Origin of the sequence: Pseudomonas sp. CFBP 8758, from assembly GCF_014841725.1 — a bacterium.
GTDB classification, from domain to species: Bacteria; Pseudomonadota; Gammaproteobacteria; order Pseudomonadales; family Pseudomonadaceae; genus Aquipseudomonas; species Aquipseudomonas baltica.
This window is the reverse complement of record NZ_JACYUK010000002.1, coordinates 207,228-223,439: the sequence shown is the minus strand read 5'-3', so window position 1 is coordinate 223,439 and position 16,212 is coordinate 207,228. Positions and strand designations below refer to the sequence as shown.

Genomic DNA, 16,212 nt, shown 5'->3' with positions numbered 1-16,212 from the left:
TATCAACCTGCTTTTATGATTCCTTTGCCAAGAGGAGTCACCGATGCACTATCGCCAGCTGGGACGTACCGATCTGAACGTGAGCGCGCTGTGCCTGGGCACCATGACCTGGGGCGAGCAGAACACCGAGGAGCAAGGCTTCGCGCAGATAGAAAGGGCCAAGGCGGCCGGCATCAATTTCATCGACACCGCAGAAATGTACCCGGTGCCCCCGCGCCCGGAAACCTATGCCGCCACCGAGCGGGTGATCGGCAACTGGTTCAAGCGCCAGGGCGACCGCGCCGACTGGATCCTGGCCAGCAAGATCGCAGGCCCCGGCAATGGCATCAGCCACATCCGCGATGGCCAGCTGAAGTTCGACCGCGCGCATATCGTTGCGGCGCTGGACGCCAGCCTGCAGCGGTTGCAGACCGACTGGATCGATCTCTATCAGTTGCACTGGCCGGAGCGCAGCACCAATTTCTTCGGCAAGCTGGGCTACCAGCACACCCAGGATCAGCTCGATACCCCGCTGCAGGAAACCCTGCAGGTGCTCGACGAGCAGGTCAAGGCCGGCAAGATCAGGCATGTCGGGCTGTCCAACGAAACCCCATGGGGCACGATGAAGTTCCTGGGCCTGGCCGACAGCGGCAACCTGCCCCGCCCGGTGTCCATCCAGAACCCCTACAACCTGCTCAACCGCACGTTCGAAGTAGGCCTGGCCGAAGTGGCGATCCGCGAGCAGTGCGGGCTGCTGGCCTACTCGCCCCTGGCGTTCGGCATGCTCTCGGGCAAGTTCGAGAACGGCGCGCGGCCGGCTGGCAGTCGTCTGGCGCTGTTCAGCCGCTTTACCCGCTATGCCAATGAGCAGGCGGTCGCTGCCACCAGCCGCTACGTGGACCTAGCCCGCGAACATGGCCTGGACCCGGCGCAGATGGCTCTGGCCTTCGTCACCGCGCAGCCGTTCGTGACCAGCAACATCATTGGCGCGACCTCGCTGGAGCAATTGGACAGCAACCTGGCGAGCATCGACCTGGTGCTGTCCGAAGACGTGCTGGCGGGTATCGAGGCGATCCATAAGGCGCAGCCGAATCCGGCGCCCTGATGTTCGATCGTTGCCGTTCGTGATGACCTCTTCGCGGCCACTGGCCGCTCCTACCGGATCGTATGGATCTTTCGTAGGAGCGGTCAGCGGCCGCGAAGCAATCAACGCCGCCCCATTCTCGACCTCGCTTGAACCCAACGACGCTTCGGCCATATCCTGACCGCTTTCACCCCACAAGAATAAAATCATGATCTTCACGCCCCACACGCCCGCGCTGCGGCGCGTCTGCATTCTGGCCACCGACCAGGTCATGGCCTCGACCCTGATGCAGGCCAAGGACTTCTTCCACATGGCCAGCCTGCGTTATGGCAAGCAGATGGGCCTGGAACGCCACGCCCTCTTTGAAACACGCCTGGTCAGCCCGGACGCGCTACCGGTGCGCAGTTTCAGTGACGTCATGCTGCCCGTGGACGGTGGCCTCGAAGATGCCGACCTGATCATCCTGCCTGCCTGCTGGGGCGACTTCGACAGCGCTGCCGCGCGCTACCCCCAGGTGCTGCCCTGGCTATGCGCTCAACACGCGCGCGGCGCTGTGCTGTGCGGTGAGGCGAGCGGCGTGTTCTGGCTGGCCGCCAGTGGCTTGCTGGACGGCAAGGAGGCAACCACCTACTGGCGTTTATTCGAGGAATTCAGACAGCGCTTTCCAAGCGTTCGGCTCAATCAGGACAAGCACCTGACCGACGCCGACAACCTGTTCTGCGCCGGCGGACCGGTATCGGCCTGTGACCTGTACATTCACCTGATCGAGCGGTTCTGTGGCGCCCACGTGGCTCAGGCGGTCTCGCGCGATACCCTGTACGAGGTGCAGCGCAGCTATACACCTGGACGCATCGGCTTCGGCGGGCAGAAGCTGCATCGCGACGTGCCGATCCTGCATATACAGCAATGGCTGGAAGAGCATTTCGCCGAGAAATTCCGCTTCGAAGATGTCGCACGCGAACGCGGCATGAGCATTCGCAACTTCATGCGTCGCTTCCATGCCGCCACTGGTGACAAGCCGCTGCACTACCTGCAGCGATTGCGCATCGAAACCGCCAAGGGGCTGTTGTCGGGTACCCGCAAGAGCGTCAAGACCATCAGTTACGAGGTGGGCTACGACGATGCCAGTTTCTTCGCCAGGCTGTTCCGCCAGCACACCGAACTGTCGCCCAACGGCTATCGCCAGCAGTTCATGCAGGAGGCCTGAACGACAGCGTCGTGCCCTTCGCGGCCGCTGACCGCTCCTACAGGTAATTGTTGGAGCGGTCAGCGGCCGCGAACCAGACGCTGCGGTATGTCAGGGCTTGTGCGCGCGCGACAGGAACTCGTGGGACTGCATCTCCAACAGTCGGCTCAAGGTGCGCTGGAACTCGAAGTTCAAACGCCCACCGGTGTACAGGTCCTTGAGTTCCACTTCGGCCGAGATGATCAGCTTCACGTTGCGATCGTAGAACTCGTCGACCATGTTGATGAAGCGGCGAGCGATATCGTCGGTGGTCACGCTCATCTGCTCGACACCGCTGAGCAGCACGGCGTTGAAGATCTTGCCCAACTCGATGTAGTCGTTCTGGCTACGCGGGCCATCGCACAGCTCGCGGAATTCGAACCAGGCCACGTCATCACAGGTGCGCAGCGCACGGATCTCGCGGTTCTCGATCATCAAGGGATCGTTCTCGACCACCTTGGTGCTGTTGTGCGTCAGCGCCTTGAAGCTTTCGCGCATGCTGGCCTGAGCGGCCTCATCGAGCGGCGAATGGAACAGCTCGGCCTGTTCCAGGTGGCGCAGGCGATAGTCGACGCCGCTGTCGACGTTGACGATCTCGGTATGCTCCTTGATCAGCGCGATCGCCGGCAGGAAACGCGCTCGCTGCAGACCATCCTTGTACAAGCCATCGGGCACGATGTTGGAAGTCGCCACCAGCGTCACGCCGTTCTTGAACAGCTCTTCCATCAGGGTGCCGAGAATCATTGCATCGGTGATGTCCGAAACGAAGAATTCATCGAAGCAGATCACCCGCGCCTCGTCGGAGAAGCGCTTGGCGATGACCGTCAGCGGGTTTTTCACATCCTTGAGGGTTTTCAGTTCCTCGTGCACGCGCTTCATGAAACGGTGAAAGTGCGTGCGCACCTTCTGCTCGAACGGCAAGGCATCGAAAAAGGTGTCGACCAGGTAGGTCTTGCCACGGCCAACGCCGCCCCAGAAGTAAATCCCCTTGACCAGCTTGGGTTCCTTCTTGCCGAACAGCTTGCCGAACACGCCTGGCTTGCTGGTGCCGGCAGCGACCAGGTCGTCGTACAGACGCTGCAGGTGGCGGACGGCATTTTCCTGGGCGGCGTCGTGGAAGAATTCGGGACGTTTGAGATCGGCTTGGTATCGTTCTAGGGGCGTCATATTCGTTAGCAAGGCAACAAAAACGGGCCGTCACTGTAGCGACGGCCCAGGATAATGGCAATGAGCTTTGCGACAGGGTGTCGCATCACTCCCCTTGAGGTTGCAGCGCCTGGCGCAATGCCTGGACGGCGGTATCGCGCGCTTCTGCCGTGGTGAACGATGGGCCGTCGGCCACGCAGGTGTCGTCCAGCCACAGCGTGAAGCTTTCGGCATCGCTGCGGATGTCCAGTTCATTACCCTGTTGCAGTTGCTTGCTGACCTGCCCGGCTGCCTTGCCGTCGGGGAAGCTGCGCGACAGCAGCAGTTGTTCGCCGCCGGCATCGAGCAGGCGGAAGCGGAAGCTGCCATCGTCGTCACGAAAGCTGACGAAACGTGCGGTCTTGGCGGCTTTCTTCTTGCCTGCCGTGGTCACCTGGACCTGCTCGCGGAAAGAGCGCAGCCCCACCGCTTCACGCAGCTCACCCAGGAACGGCGTGGCGACGGCACGCGCTTTCGCAGCGCCCGCCAGGAGAATGTCCTCCAGTTCGGCCGGGCGTTCGATGAAGTGGTGATAGCGTTCGCGCGCCTCGCCCAGCTCGGCATCGAGCAGGCTGAGCAGACGCGCCTTGGCTTCGCCCCAGCCCAGCCCTTCACGCAGCGCGGCATGGAACTCGGCGCTCTGCTCGGGCGTGGCGAACGCCTGAAACAGGGTAAACAGGTGCGAGTTGTCCGGATCCTTCGCCTCGCCTGGGGCGCGCGAGTCGGTGACGATGCGCGAGATCGCATCCTTCATGTCCCTGGCGCTGGTGAACAACGGAATGGTGTTGTCGTAGCTCTTGGACATCTTGCGCCCGTCCAGGCCTGGCAAGGTGGCGACGCTTTCCTCGATCAAGGCCTGGGGCATGACGAAGAACTCGCGGCCCTTGCCGAACAAATGGTTGAAGCGCTGGCCAATGTCGCGGGCCATTTCCACGTGCTGGATCTGGTCGCGACCGACCGGCACCTTGTGCGCGTTGAACATCAGGATGTCGGCGGCCATCAGCACCGGATAGCTGTACAAACCCATGGAAATGCCGGCATCCGGGTCTTCCCCGGCGGCGACGTTGTGGTCGACCGAGGCCTTGTAGGCGTGGGCACGGTTGAGCAGGCCCTTGGCAGCAACGCAGGTCAACAACCAGGTCAGCTCGGGGATTTCCGGAATATCGGACTGCCGGTAGAACGTCACCCGCTCCACGTCCAGGCCCGACGCCAGCCAGGTGGCGGCGATTTCCAGACGCGAACGCTGAATGCGCAGCGGGTCATCGCATTTGATCAGGGCGTGGTAGTCGGCCAGGAAATAGAACGAGTCGGCGTCACTCTGCCGACTGGCGACGATCGCCGGGCGAATGGCCCCGGCGTAGTTGCCCAGGTGAGGCGTGCCAGTGGTGGTGATACCGGTCAGGATACGAGTGGTCATGGGTCGGTTCTTGTTCAGGGGCCGTGGACAGGCATCAGTTCGAAAGGCGCGGCAGCAGCAGATCTTTGAGGTCGGTCAACTTGCCGTGGAAAAAGTGCCCGCATTCTGCCACTTTCAGCAGCTCATGGGGACGATCGAGGTTGTCGGACCAGTCGTAGACCAGCTGCGGATCGACCACTTCGTCGGCGTCCGGCTGGATCACGGTCAACGTGGCCTGTTGCGGCAGGCTTTCAGTCATCCGCATCACCGCAGGAGCGACCATGAACAGATGCTTCACCGCCTCGCCCTGGGCTTCCAGACGACCTGCCAGGGTGGCTGCAACGAAACCGCCAAATGAAAAGCCCAGAATCGTCAGCGGCAGCTCGGGGTGTTTCGCTCGCAGCCAGGCAGCCACGGCCTGGGCATCGTCGACCTCCCCCGTGCCCATGTCATGGCTGCCTGCGCTGGCGCCCACGCCCCGGTAGTTGAAGCGCAGGGTCGACAGACCGACGTCGCGCGCGGTGCGTTGCAAGGTGGACACCACCTTGTTGAGCATGGTCCCGCCCTGTACCGGATTGGGATGGCAGATCAACGCGATGCCGGTGGCATCGGCGGTGTCGAGGTACAACGCTTCGAGTGAGCCCGAGGGGCCGTCGATGAAAACTGCGGTTTCGCGGATGAGCAAGTGATGAACTCCGTGACCTCAAGAAGGGTCGACTCGTCTAGCTGGAAAGATTGCGTCCTGCGAATTTGCGCAAGCGCGCGGTATACAGCGCAGGTCCGAGCCGTTAACGTAAAGCAAAGCCGTTTATAGAGGAAGGACTCGTGGAACTCTCGCTCTTAGTTTGGTTGTTGCCGACCCTGGCCCTGGTGGTCGGTGTGGTCATCGGTTTTGCCGTCGCACGCCTGGCGCCTCGCGCCGTACCCAATGGCACGCAGCGTCAGCTCGATGACATCCAGGAACGTTTCGACACCTATCAGAACGAAGTGGTCACCCACTTCAACAGCACCGCGATCCTGGTCAAGAAACTGACCCAGAGCTATCAGGAAGTGCAGGATCACCTGGCCGAAGGCGCCGACCGTCTGGCCCTGGACGAGCTTACCCGTCAGCGCCTGCTGGCCGCCCTGCACTCGGACGCCCCGCAGCCTCACCGCGAGCGCCTCACGCCACCACGCGACGCCGAGCCGCCTCGCGACTACGCACCCAAGGCAGCGAACTCGCCTGGCATGCTGGACGAGCAGTATGGGTTGAAGCGCAAGTAGGTTTCACTGGCGCCGATCAAGAAGCGGGCCCTGTTTTCAGGTCCCGCTTTTTTTATGCCCGCTGCAGGGCCTCATGCTCCTACAGGCTCAGGTACACCTCGTCGCAAGGCGCCTTGATCTCCCGACGCAGAATGCCGATCACCTCGCGTCCGGCAGCTTCATCGGCCTTCTGCCGGTCCACGCCATCGAAGCGCTGCTCGACGGTTTTCAGGTGCGCCGTGGTGTATTGATCGCGGGGCGAGCGAAGCTCTCGGTAGTGAAAATGCGCGTACCACAACGGCGTTCCCGTGGTGTCGGCAATCAGGTATTCCTCGAGGAAACCCGACGAGCGCTTGAGCTTGCTGCGCCCGCCCACGCGGCTGATGCGCACGGCCTGCTCGCGGTAGAGGTAGTCGACCCGCGCAGCCGTGGGCGCCTGGCGCTTGATCATGTGGATACGAATCAGCCTGCCGTCCTTGACGAGTTGCCCGGCCTTGTCGCGGAACAACTGGGCGCGGCCATGGGCCGACGCGTGCTGGCTGGTGGCCTGGTCTACCGCATTGTGCCGGGTGAGCTGCTGCTCGACGGCGTCGGCGCTGTCGTCAAGCTGGCGAGCATAGAGGGTGAGTTGATCTTCGACCTCGCCCGGCAGGTAGTCTTTTTCGGCCTGTTTCCAGGCTTGCTTCAGCGCACTGTCGGCGCCCTGGAGCAACCGGTTGCCGCGACGAACCGCGGCATTGACCGACGTCGCCACTGCACGTGGCCGGGGCGCAGGCGCCACATCAAGCTGACGCCAGTTGCCTTCGGCCAGATCCTTGCCGAAGGAGGCGACGACCTTTTTCTCGATTGGATCGATGACATCGATGATGTCGCTGTCCGAGGGTTTGAGCTTGGGCCGTCGCTGGCCGACCACCAAGCCTCGACGGTGGGTCATGTACAGGTTTTTGTGGCGCACCTGCTGGCGCTGCTTGCGGGTCATCCTGAGCTGCTCGCGAACCAATGGCACCAGCGACGCCTGCGCATCGTCGCGCAGCTCGGCGATCAGCGCGGTCAGGCGGTCGAACGCCGGACGATGCAACTGCTCTCCCAGCAGCTCGCCATGCAGGGTCAGTGCCTGCTGGGCCGCTTCATACTGCAAGTCCAGGCTGTTGAGCACTTCGACGCGGTCATTGAGGTTGTAGCTGGCGCTCTCCTCGAGGGCTGCATGGGTTTGCGCGGCCAACCGCACGGGCCCGGCCACCGACTCCATGATCCGCTCGGCTTCCTGCAACGCAGGGATCTTGCGGATGCAGGTCAGTGCCAGACCGTCGACCAGCAGACCGATCCAGCGCTGTATCGACAACTCCTGTATCCAGTCCACCTTGAGCTTTTTCAGGGCGGCCTCGCCTTCGAGGGGCATACGCTGAAGCTGGCGTTTCCAATCGGCCAGCTCCTTGCTCAGCTGTATCTGTTTATCCATCACCTCGGTGCTGTCGGCCACGAAGTCGAAGAACGCGGCGGACTGCGCGGTATCGAGATCCGAGGCGTCGAGTGTCGCCGGCAGCCGGTCGGCCTGGTCCCGATACGCGATGCTCTTGTAGCGCAGATTGACGATCTCCTCCTGGGCCAGTTCGCACAGTTGGAACAGCGCCCCGGCCTGCTCCTTCGAACGATCGGCATAGGGGTCCAGTTCACTGAGTTTCTTGCTGGCACGCAGCACCGTGCGCAAGGCCCCGAGGTAGCTTTCGGTGGCCTCGCTCAGGGCCTCGCGCAGACCGGTCAGACGTTCGCTGTCCCCGGCCTGCATGGCACGTCCAAGCTTGCCGAGCACCCGGTCGACACGTTGGTGCAAGCCTGCACGCTGCTGGTTGAAAGCCACGACTTCAGCGTTGTAGGACACCATCAGCGCCTGGTTGCTGGCACGCAAGGCCGCGATGCGACGCTTGGGCCCGCCGCCGCGCAAACGCAGGCGCAGGTCCAGGCGCCAGCGTCCCACTTCGTCTCGCGCCAGCCAGGGCCCCGGCCGCTGCGGGCGTTTGCCGTCGACTATGCGCAACTGGTCTTCGTCGGCAGCCACCTCATAGAAGTGGCCGTCCAGGGCCAGCAACCAACGCTCGCCGTCCAACTGCAGGCCTTGATAGCGACCGTGCGCCAATGGCGGCGTCATGCTTGGCCCCGGTGTGGTGCGATAGGCCGCCAGAGCCTTGATCTGATCAGTGCCGAGCCGATGTTGCGCACTCGTCCAGGAAAAGCTCAGCGTGCCTTCGGAGTGGGCGATGGCATCGCGCGGTGCCGCCCAGGTACTGCGGACCGGCGCAGTGTTCTGCCGGCCTGCCGCAGGCTGGCCGAAACCTCGACCGGTCGGCGTCTGCCCAGCGTCATGGGCCAGCAGGACCAAGGCGATGTTGAACAGCAGGTCGAACATCTGATCATCGACCGCGGCAGGATCCCCCGCAGCCTGCGCAATCAGCGTGACGTTCGTCGCGGCCATCGCCTGCACCAGCCAGCCTGCCGTGGCCAGCGGTCCGGGGAGGACCGGCAACAGGGCGTTGAACAGCGTCCAGCCGAGCGCCTGAAACCCGATCCAGCGACTTTCCTCGCTGGATACCGATCGACGGTCCGCGACGTTGATCAAGGCCTGTACGTTGCTGCGGTACAGGTGCTCGAGCAACGGAGGGGCGATGTCTGTGAGTTGCAGCGCTGCAGGGGCCGGCGTGCTGATCGGGGCGAAATCCGAACCCTGCGCGAAACGCAGCAGATGCGGCTCGCGAAAGCCGCCGCTGGCATAGCGCGCACGGGCGCCCTCGCCCAACCAGTCCAGTACGCTGCGCTGCAGATCGCCCGGTTCGCTGATCGCTGCCATGAGCGCGGCAGCGCTGGTGTATTGGCTCAAGCAAGGTTTGAACAAGGGTCGGTAGAGCACCTGCACTCCGCTGCCGTCCAATGCACCGAATACATACATGTTGCACACGGCATCGACGTTCATGCCCGGTGCCGGCAGGAAACCCAGGCTGCGAAGGCCGATACGATGCCCGTCGACATCCAGGTCACCCAAGCCATTCATGACCTGTTCGACATACAGCCATCCCCGTTCGGTAAAGCCGTGCTCACCGCGGATGGTGTTCTCCAACGCCAGCAACGGCAACTGATAGGCCAGTTGCCGGGTGAACAGCTCTTGGCGACGTGGGGCCTGCACGGGGTCTTCGAGCAGTTGCCGATTCAGCAGCTTCAGGTAACGCCCGCCTACATCGGCGCGGGTTACCAGGGCTTCGATGGTGGCAGTATCGACCCAGTCCGGCAGCAACGCACCCGCGCGCGGCTTGATCAGCAGGTGCCCGCGGGGGCGGCCCGACAGGTTGAACAGAGCCAGTTCGGCGAGGCTGATCTGTTGATCTTCCAGGGCCATGTCGCCGGCATTGACCAGACTCAATTGCGCATTGGGCACGGTGAGAATGTGCACTTGAACGTCGTCGAGGTCGGCCAGCGGCTGGCCGGGATGGTCGGCTTCTATCTGTTCGACCAGGGTCGTCCGGGCAAAGGATTCAAGCGTGGGTATGGCATCGAGGAACGATGCGCCTTTCTGCTCATCGCGCACCATCGCCAACGCCGCCAGGTACAGGGAGAACGCGCGACGCTGGGTCAGACTGGCAGCTCGGAGCCACTGCGGCAGTGCACTGTGAAGCGCCTGGAGCCGGGCGCGTTCCTGGGCTGTGTCGAGGTCGAACAGGCTGGTGATGCTTTCGCAGCCCTCCGTCAGCGCTCGAGTGCCCAGGCGTTGTTGCTGGCAATAGACGCCCAGGGTCTGCAAGGCATTGAGTTGCTGCTCGAGAATCGCCTGCGCCTGAGCTTCGAAGATATCGCCGTCAGGTGTATACAGGGCCAATTCCAAGGCCGAGCCGGTGAATTCGCGGCCCATGTGACCCGCGAAGGCATCCGCCAGCGCCTGCAGGTTGGCAAAGCCCTCCAAGCCGTTGACGGGGGTGTAGAGCAGCACGACCTCGCGCCCCTGCAGGCCGAGGCGACGGCGGATGACCAGCGCGTGGGTCAGCTCGGCTTCCCGCTGCAGGCCGGCACCCGTCGCATGCACGCGGATCAGGCTGGCCTGGATCGGGTCACCTTCATGCCTGGCGCGCAGGCTGGCGGTGGGCATCGCCGCCAGCAACGAGGCCGCCGCCAGTTGCTCGCTGTCCAGGCGTCCGGCAGCTTTGTCCCGCTCGATACTGGCCTTCAGACGCGACTGCAGCGCCAAGGCCAGCCAGTGCCAGCGATCGCTGCCGTCTGCCTGGACCTGGTCCCAGTAATCGCACAGTGCCTGGCTGTAGGCGGTAATGATCTGCGGGCCCCACTCGTTGACGATGCCCTGCACCTGCACCAACGCCACCGGCAGGGCCGACGGAGGCGAGCCCAGCGGCTCATGTGCGAGCAGGTGATAGCCTTGAATCAGCCGGAGCTGCTCGGTATGGATGTAACGGTCGATCAGCACATCGATAAGCGCCAGCCGACGGTAGCGCTGGGCCTCATGCACAGCCGGGACATCGGGCCTGGCCTGGGCGGCCAGCGGTTCGAGCAGCTGCAGGCAGTCGACGTCCAGCGCCAGGTCGGGGTATCGCGCCGACAGCTCGCTGGCGAGGATATTGCTGGCGACCTGGCGCAGGGTCGGCCGAGAGCAGAAATGTTTGCTCACGCTGCTGGCCAGTGGCGCAGCCTTGGCCACTTCGCCACTCAGGGAAAGGAGTTCAAGCATGGGTCGGTCCTTCGAGACAAATGAGCGCCTAGCAGGCGCTACCCTTGGCCTCGAAGGGTGGTAGACAAATAAGGCAGGCTGAAAAGACCGGAACCCGGATGCAGGAGCGGACGCTGTCCGCTCCTGCGGTTCCAGAAGGCCGAGGGCTTAGATCGCGCCGCGGCTGCGCAGCAGATCGAGCACCTGCTTGACGCCTTCATCGACCGACGAGGCCTGGGTGTCGATCACCAGATCGGCATTCAGCGGCACGTCATACGGGAAGGACTCGCCGGGGATGTTGTCCTGGTCGGCGGCGTACAGGCCCTGTGGATCGCGTTCGCGGCAGACCAGAGGCGAGGCCTGGACGTAGACGGTCACCAGCCGATCGGCACCGATCAGGTCGCGTGCCTGCTCGCGGCCGGCGGCGTCCGGCGCAACGAAGGCGGCCAGAGTCACCAGGCCCGCTTCGTTGAACTGCCGCGCCACGTGAGCGGCACGGCGCCAGTTCTCGGTGCGCCCGGCGCGGTCCTGTGGCAGGCCCTTGTTCAGGTCATGTCGCAGGTTCTGCCCATCGAGCACGAATACCGCACGGCCCATGTCGAACAGTCTGCGTTCCACGGCGTAGGCCAAGGTGCTCTTGCCCGCACCCGAAAGACCGCTGAACAGCACGGTCGCCGGTTGCTGGCCGAAGCGCTGGGCGCGCTCGTCGGTGGTCACATGGGCGGAGCGACCATGAACCTTGCCACCCTGGCTGACGGCGGCCGGCGCGATGATCATGCCGGCGCCGACGGTGCCGTTGGTGAGACGGTCGATGATGATGAACGCACCGGTGGTGCGGTTGCTGTCGTAACCGTCCAGAGCGATGGCGCTGTCCAGCGACACCTTCACCTTGCCGATTTCGTTGAGCTGCAGCGCGCTGCCCGGCCCTTCGGCCAGGGTGTTCACGTCGACCTTGTGGACGATGCTGGCGATCGAGCCCGGCACGTAGCTGGTGGCCCGCTTGATGTCGTATTTCTTGCCGGGCAGCATCGGCTCTTCGGCCATCCACACCAGCATGGCCTCGAAGCTGTCGGAGACGGTCGGCACATTGGCGGCATGCACCAGCAGATCGCCGCGAGAGATGTCGATCTCGTCTTCCATGGTCAGGGTGACTGCTTGGCCAGGGCCGGCGTGTTCCAGCTCACCTTCGAAGGTGACGATGGACTTCACCCGGCTGCTTTTGCCCGACGGCAGGACGACCACTTCATCGCCCTTGTGCACGATACCGCTGGCCAGGGTACCGGCGAAGCCGCGGAAGTTCAGGTTCGGCCGGTTGACGTACTGCACCGGGAAGCGCAGGTCGTTGAAGTTGCGATCGGCTGCCACCTCCACGGTTTCGAGGATTTCCATCAGGGTCTGGCCGCTGTACCACGGCGACTGTTCGCTGCGGTTGACCACGTTGTCGCCCTTGAGCGCCGACATCGGCACGAAGGCCAAGGTGGTCGGCTGCAGGCTGATGGCCTCGGCGAACTTCAGGTAGTCGGCCTTGATCTGCTCGAACACGCCCTCATCGAAGCCCTTGAGGTCCATCTTGTTGATGGCCACGACGATGTGCTTGATGCCCAGCAGGGACGCGATGTAGCTGTGCCGACGAGTCTGGGTCTGCACACCGTAGCGGGCATCGACGAGGATGATCGCCAGGTCGCAGGTGGACGCACCCGTGGCCATGTTGCGCGTGTACTGCTCGTGGCCCGGGGTATCGGCAATGATGAACTTGCGCTTGGCCGTGGAAAAATAACGGTAGGCGACATCGATGGTGATGCCCTGCTCGCGCTCGGCCTGCAGGCCGTCGACCAGCAACGCCAGGTCGACTTCTTCGCCTGTAGTGCCGGATTTCTTCGAGTCGCGGGTGATGGCTTCCAGGTGATCTTCGTAGATCATCTTGGAGTCGTGCAGCAGGCGCCCGATCAGGGTGCTCTTGCCGTCGTCGACGTTGCCGCAGGTGAGGAAGCGCAGCAGTTCCTTGCGTTCGTGCTGGGCCAGGTAGGCGAGGATGTCCTCGCTGATCAATTCGGATTGGTGCGACATGTTCTGACCCTGCTCTAGAAGTAGCCCTGACGTTTCTTGTCTTCCATGGAACCGGCGCCATCATGATCGATGACACGGCCCTGGCGCTCGGACGTTCGCGTCAGGAGCATTTCCTGAATGATGTCGGTGAGGCTCTGCGCCTCGGACTCCACCGCGCCCGTCAACGGGTAGCAGCCAAGGGTACGGAAACGTACTTTCTTCTTGACGATGCTGGCCTTCTCTTCCTCGCTGAGGTGCTCGAGAATGCGCTCGTCGTCGATCATGATCAGCGTGCCGTTCTTCTCGATCACTTCGCGTTCGGCGGCGAAGTACAGCGGCACGATCGGGATGCCTTCCAGGTAGATGTACTGCCAGATGTCGAGCTCGGTCCAGTTCGACAAGGGGAATACGCGGATCGATTCGCCCTTGTTGACCTTGCCGTTGTAGACGTTCCACAACTCCGGACGCTGGTTCTTCGGGTCCCAGCGATGCTTGCTGTCACGGAACGAGTAGACCCGCTCCTTGGCCCGCGACTTCTCTTCGTCACGGCGCGCACCGCCGAAGGCGGCGTCGAAGCCATACTTGTCCAGCGCCTGCTTGAGGCCCTGGGTCTTCATGATGTCGGTGTGCTTGGAACTGCCGTGGGTGAAGGGGTTGATGCCCTGCGCCACGCCCTCGGGGTTGACGTGTACCAGCAGGTCCAGGCCCAGCTCCTCGACCATGCGGTCGCGGAACTTGTACATCTCCTGGAACTTCCACTGGGTGTCGACGTGCATCACCGGGAACGGCAGCTTGCCGGGGAAGAAGGCCTTGCGCGCCAGATGCAGCATCACGGCCGAGTCCTTGCCGATGGAATACAACATCACCGGGTTATCGAACTCAGCGGCCACCTCACGAATGATGTGGATGCTTTCCGCCTCCAGCTGTTTCAGATGCGTCAGTTTGTCGACCATGGCTACTCACGGAATACAGTCTTTATGGACGGCCTGCGGGCCGTGTTCGAGCCGGGCACTTTAACACGGCGTCCGGTTTGGTCATCGAGAGTGGTTAGATCGAAGGGGTATATCAATATGCCTCATGGTTTGGAGGGTTCGTGTTTGGCGGGCGGAGGCTTGCCAGCCGACTCGATCCCACCGGCCCAGCTCCTACAAGATCACTATGAGCACTGTGGGAGCGGGCTCTGCCCGCGAATCAGGCACCATCGTCCACCGATCAGACAGGATTGGGGCAGTCGATGAACACATGCTCGAGCGCGAAGCGCCGCGCCAGGTACTCACCCAGCGCCTGCACACCGTAGCGTTCGGTGGCGTGATGGCCGGCGGCGATGAAGCTGATGTCGTTCTCGCGGGCACTGTGAACGGTCTGTTCGGAAGCCTCGCCGCTGATGAACAGGTCCACACCGGCCGCGATCGCCCGGTCGATGTAACCCTGGCCGCCGCCGGTGCACCAGCCGACGCGGCGAATCTTTTCGCTGCCTTCGATCAGCAACGGTTCGCGGCCCAGCACTTCCTGCACGCGACGGGCGAAGTCGCGCGGATGCATGGGCTCGGGCAATGAACCGATCAGCCCCACGACCCGGCTGTCCGCCGGATCCAGCGGCCCTTCCACGGTGATTTCCAACTGCCGCGCCAGCTGCACGTTGTTGCCCACTTCGGCGTGCAGATCCAGCGGCAGGTGGTAAGCCAGCAAGCTGATATCGTGTTTGAGCAAGGTCTTCAGGCGCCGCTGTTTCATGCCGACCACGCAGGGGTTCTCGCCCTTCCAGAAATAACCATGGTGCACCAGCACCAGATCGGCCCTGGCGTCCACCGCGGCATCGAGCAACGCCTGGCTTGCCGTCACGCCACTGACGATGCGCATGACCTGCGGGCGACCTTCCACCTGCAAGCCATTGGGGCAGTAATCCTGGATCTTCGTGCTGCTCAGATAACGGTCGGCTTCTTCGACCAACGTGTTCAGTGCCACAGCCATGAAAGTCTCCACAAAGGCAGTTCAGCGCGGCGCGAGCGCCCGTATAATGCCGGCCATTATGGCGCCCCTGCGCGCCGAAGAAACAGCCCCCCGCTACCCTTCAGGATCGTTCCCATGTTCAAGGCCTTGCGCTTCTTCGGTTGGCCACTGTTAACCGGCATATTGATCGCCCTGCTGGTGATCCTGCGCTTTCCGCAATGGGTCGGCCTGCCCAGCCAGGACGTCAACCTGCAGCAGGCGCCGCAAAGCGCCAGCGTCATCCAGGGCCCGGTGTCCTACGCCGACGCCGTAGCCATCGCAGCGCCCGCCGTGGCCAACCTGTACACCACCAAGGCGGTCAACAAAGGGGCCCACCCGCTGTTCGAAGATCCACAGTTCCGCCGGTTCTTCGGCGACAACCTGCCCAAGCAGCGGCGCTGGGAGTCGAGCCTGGGCTCGGCGGTGATCATGAGCCCCGAAGGCTACCTGCTTACCAACAACCATGTGATCGCCGGCGCCGACCAGATCGTGGTGGCCCTGAAAGACGGCCGGGAAACCCTGGCACGGGTAATCGGCAGCGATCCGGAAACCGACCTGGCGGTGCTCAAGATCGATCTGAAGAACGTTCCGGCAATCACCATCGGCCGCTCCGACGGCATCCGTATCGGCGACGTCGCCTTGGCCATCGGCAACCCGTTCGGCGTCGGCCAGACCGTCACCATGGGCATCATCAGTGCCACCGGCCGCAACCAGCTGGGCCTCAATACCTACGAAGACTTCATCCAGACCGATGCGGCGATCAACCCCGGCAACTCCGGCGGCGCGCTGGTGGATGCCAACGGCAACCTGACCGGCATCAACACGGCCATCTTCTCCAAGTCCGGCGGTTCGCAAGGCATCGGCTTCGCCATCCCGACCAAGCTGGCGCTGGAGGTGATGAAGTCGATCATCGAACATGGCCAGGTGATCCGCGGCTGGCTAGGCATCGAAGTACAACCGATGACCGAGGAGCTGGCGGAGTCGTTCGGCATCAAGGATCGGCCAGGCATCGTCGTCGCCGGAGTGTTTCAGGGCGGCCCGGCCCACAAGGCCGGCCTGCAGTTGGGCGATGTCATCCTCAGCATCAATGGCGAGCCGGCCGGCGATGGTCGCCGCTCGATGAACCAGGTCGCCCGCACCAAGCCCGGCGACCGGATCGCCATCCAGGTGATGCGCAAGGGCAAGGAACTCACCCTCAACGCCGAAGTGGGCCTGCGCCCCCCGCCAGCGCCGGCGGCGGTGAAGAAGGAGGAGAAGTAGGGATGTAGTGAAAAACGGATGGCGGTTGGCTATCGCATGCAAGCTCGGTCACGTCATTTCTATCGGATGTAACACACCTATACACGCTCGAAGTTTTTATTCGC

Annotated in this window: 11 protein-coding genes; 4 read left to right on the top strand and 7 right to left on the bottom strand. The window is 63.2% G+C overall.

Annotation, left to right across the window (positions count from 1 at the left end; all coding sequences use genetic code 11):
* Positions 1-43 precede the first annotated feature (43 nt).
* Together IFT75_RS04830 and IFT75_RS04825 are read left to right on the top strand one after the other, a co-directional pair.
* Positions 44-1,084, top strand: a complete 1,041-nt coding sequence (locus tag IFT75_RS04830) for an NADP(H)-dependent aldo-keto reductase (protein ID WP_192053598.1) — start codon at positions 44-46, stop codon at positions 1,082-1,084.
* A gap of 289 nt (positions 1,085-1,373) precedes the next feature.
* Entirely contained in the window at positions 1,374-2,270 is an 897-nt protein-coding gene (locus IFT75_RS04825) for a helix-turn-helix domain-containing protein (protein WP_192053948.1), read from the top strand.
* A gap of 90 nt (positions 2,271-2,360) precedes the next feature.
* On the opposite strand, the gene zapE is transcribed toward IFT75_RS04825, so the two are convergent.
* The 3 genes from zapE to IFT75_RS04810 form a co-directional block, all read right to left on the bottom strand.
* The gene (zapE, locus tag IFT75_RS04820; protein WP_122479484.1) at positions 2,361-3,455 is read right to left on the bottom strand and encodes a cell division protein ZapE; all 1,095 of its coding nucleotides are present in this window, start codon (positions 3,453-3,455) and stop codon (positions 2,361-2,363) included.
* An 85-nt stretch (positions 3,456-3,540) separates the two neighbouring features.
* Entirely contained in the window at positions 3,541-4,890 is a 1,350-nt protein-coding gene (locus IFT75_RS04815) for a tryptophan--tRNA ligase (protein ID WP_192053596.1), read from the bottom strand.
* A gap of 34 nt (positions 4,891-4,924) precedes the next feature.
* Positions 4,925-5,554 (bottom strand): alpha/beta hydrolase, encoded by a 630-nt coding sequence (locus tag IFT75_RS04810; RefSeq protein ID WP_122479486.1) that lies wholly within the window; start codon positions 5,552-5,554, stop codon positions 4,925-4,927.
* A gap of 140 nt (positions 5,555-5,694) precedes the next feature.
* Here IFT75_RS04810 and IFT75_RS04805 point away from each other — a divergent pair, with 140 nt between their 5' ends.
* Positions 5,695-6,132 carry a YhcB family protein gene (locus tag IFT75_RS04805; protein WP_049860598.1) on the top strand — a complete coding sequence of 146 codons (438 nt, stop codon included), beginning with the start codon at positions 5,695-5,697 and terminating at the stop codon, positions 6,130-6,132.
* Between the two features lie 79 nt (positions 6,133-6,211).
* On the opposite strand, the gene IFT75_RS04800 is transcribed toward IFT75_RS04805, so the two are convergent.
* The 4 genes from IFT75_RS04800 to IFT75_RS04785 all read right to left on the bottom strand — a co-directional run bounded on the left by IFT75_RS04800 (position 6,212) and on the right by IFT75_RS04785 (position 14,830).
* Positions 6,212-10,834, bottom strand: a complete 4,623-nt coding sequence (locus tag IFT75_RS04800) for a hypothetical protein (protein ID WP_192053594.1) — start codon at positions 10,832-10,834, stop codon at positions 6,212-6,214.
* Between the two features lie 147 nt (positions 10,835-10,981).
* Positions 10,982-12,880, bottom strand: a complete 1,899-nt coding sequence (gene cysN / locus IFT75_RS04795) for a sulfate adenylyltransferase subunit CysN (RefSeq protein WP_192053593.1) — start codon at positions 12,878-12,880, stop codon at positions 10,982-10,984.
* 14 nt (positions 12,881-12,894) lie between these two features.
* Positions 12,895-13,812: a sulfate adenylyltransferase subunit CysD gene (cysD, locus tag IFT75_RS04790; protein WP_122479489.1), complete on the bottom strand. Its 918-nt coding sequence runs from the start codon at positions 13,810-13,812 to the stop codon at positions 12,895-12,897.
* A gap of 259 nt (positions 13,813-14,071) precedes the next feature.
* The gene (locus IFT75_RS04785; RefSeq protein WP_122479490.1) at positions 14,072-14,830 is read right to left on the bottom strand and encodes a Nif3-like dinuclear metal center hexameric protein; all 759 of its coding nucleotides are present in this window, start codon (positions 14,828-14,830) and stop codon (positions 14,072-14,074) included.
* Positions 14,831-14,944: 114 nt separating this feature from the next.
* Here IFT75_RS04785 and algW point away from each other — a divergent pair, with 114 nt between their 5' ends.
* Positions 14,945-16,108, top strand: coding sequence for a Do family serine endopeptidase AlgW (gene algW, locus IFT75_RS04780; protein ID WP_192053591.1), 1,164 nt, complete (start codon positions 14,945-14,947; stop codon positions 16,106-16,108).
* Positions 16,109-16,212: the final 104 nt, after the last annotated feature.

What these genes read in the sequence shown, in the direction of transcription:
- cysN (WP_192053593.1), bottom strand. Translation starts at nt 12,880, where the DNA reads ATGTCGCACCAATCCGAATTGATCAGCGAGGACATCCTCGCCTACCTG.
- IFT75_RS04825 (WP_192053948.1), top strand. Translation starts at nt 1,374, where the DNA reads ATGGCCAGCCTGCGTTATGGCAAGCAGATGGGCCTGGAACGCCACGCC.
- IFT75_RS04830 (WP_192053598.1), top strand. Translation starts at nt 44, where the DNA reads ATGCACTATCGCCAGCTGGGACGTACCGATCTGAACGTGAGCGCGCTG.
- cysD (WP_122479489.1), bottom strand. Translation starts at nt 13,812, where the DNA reads ATGGTCGACAAACTGACGCATCTGAAACAGCTGGAGGCGGAAAGCATC.
- zapE (WP_122479484.1), bottom strand. Translation starts at nt 3,455, where the DNA reads ATGACGCCCCTAGAACGATACCAAGCCGATCTCAAACGTCCCGAATTC.
- algW (WP_192053591.1), top strand. Translation starts at nt 14,945, where the DNA reads ATGTTCAAGGCCTTGCGCTTCTTCGGTTGGCCACTGTTAACCGGCATA.
- IFT75_RS04785 (WP_122479490.1), bottom strand. Translation starts at nt 14,830, where the DNA reads ATGGCTGTGGCACTGAACACGTTGGTCGAAGAAGCCGACCGTTATCTG.
- IFT75_RS04815 (WP_192053596.1), bottom strand. Translation starts at nt 4,890, where the DNA reads ATGACCACTCGTATCCTGACCGGTATCACCACCACTGGCACGCCTCAC.
- IFT75_RS04800 (WP_192053594.1), bottom strand. Translation starts at nt 10,834, where the DNA reads ATGCTTGAACTCCTTTCCCTGAGTGGCGAAGTGGCCAAGGCTGCGCCA.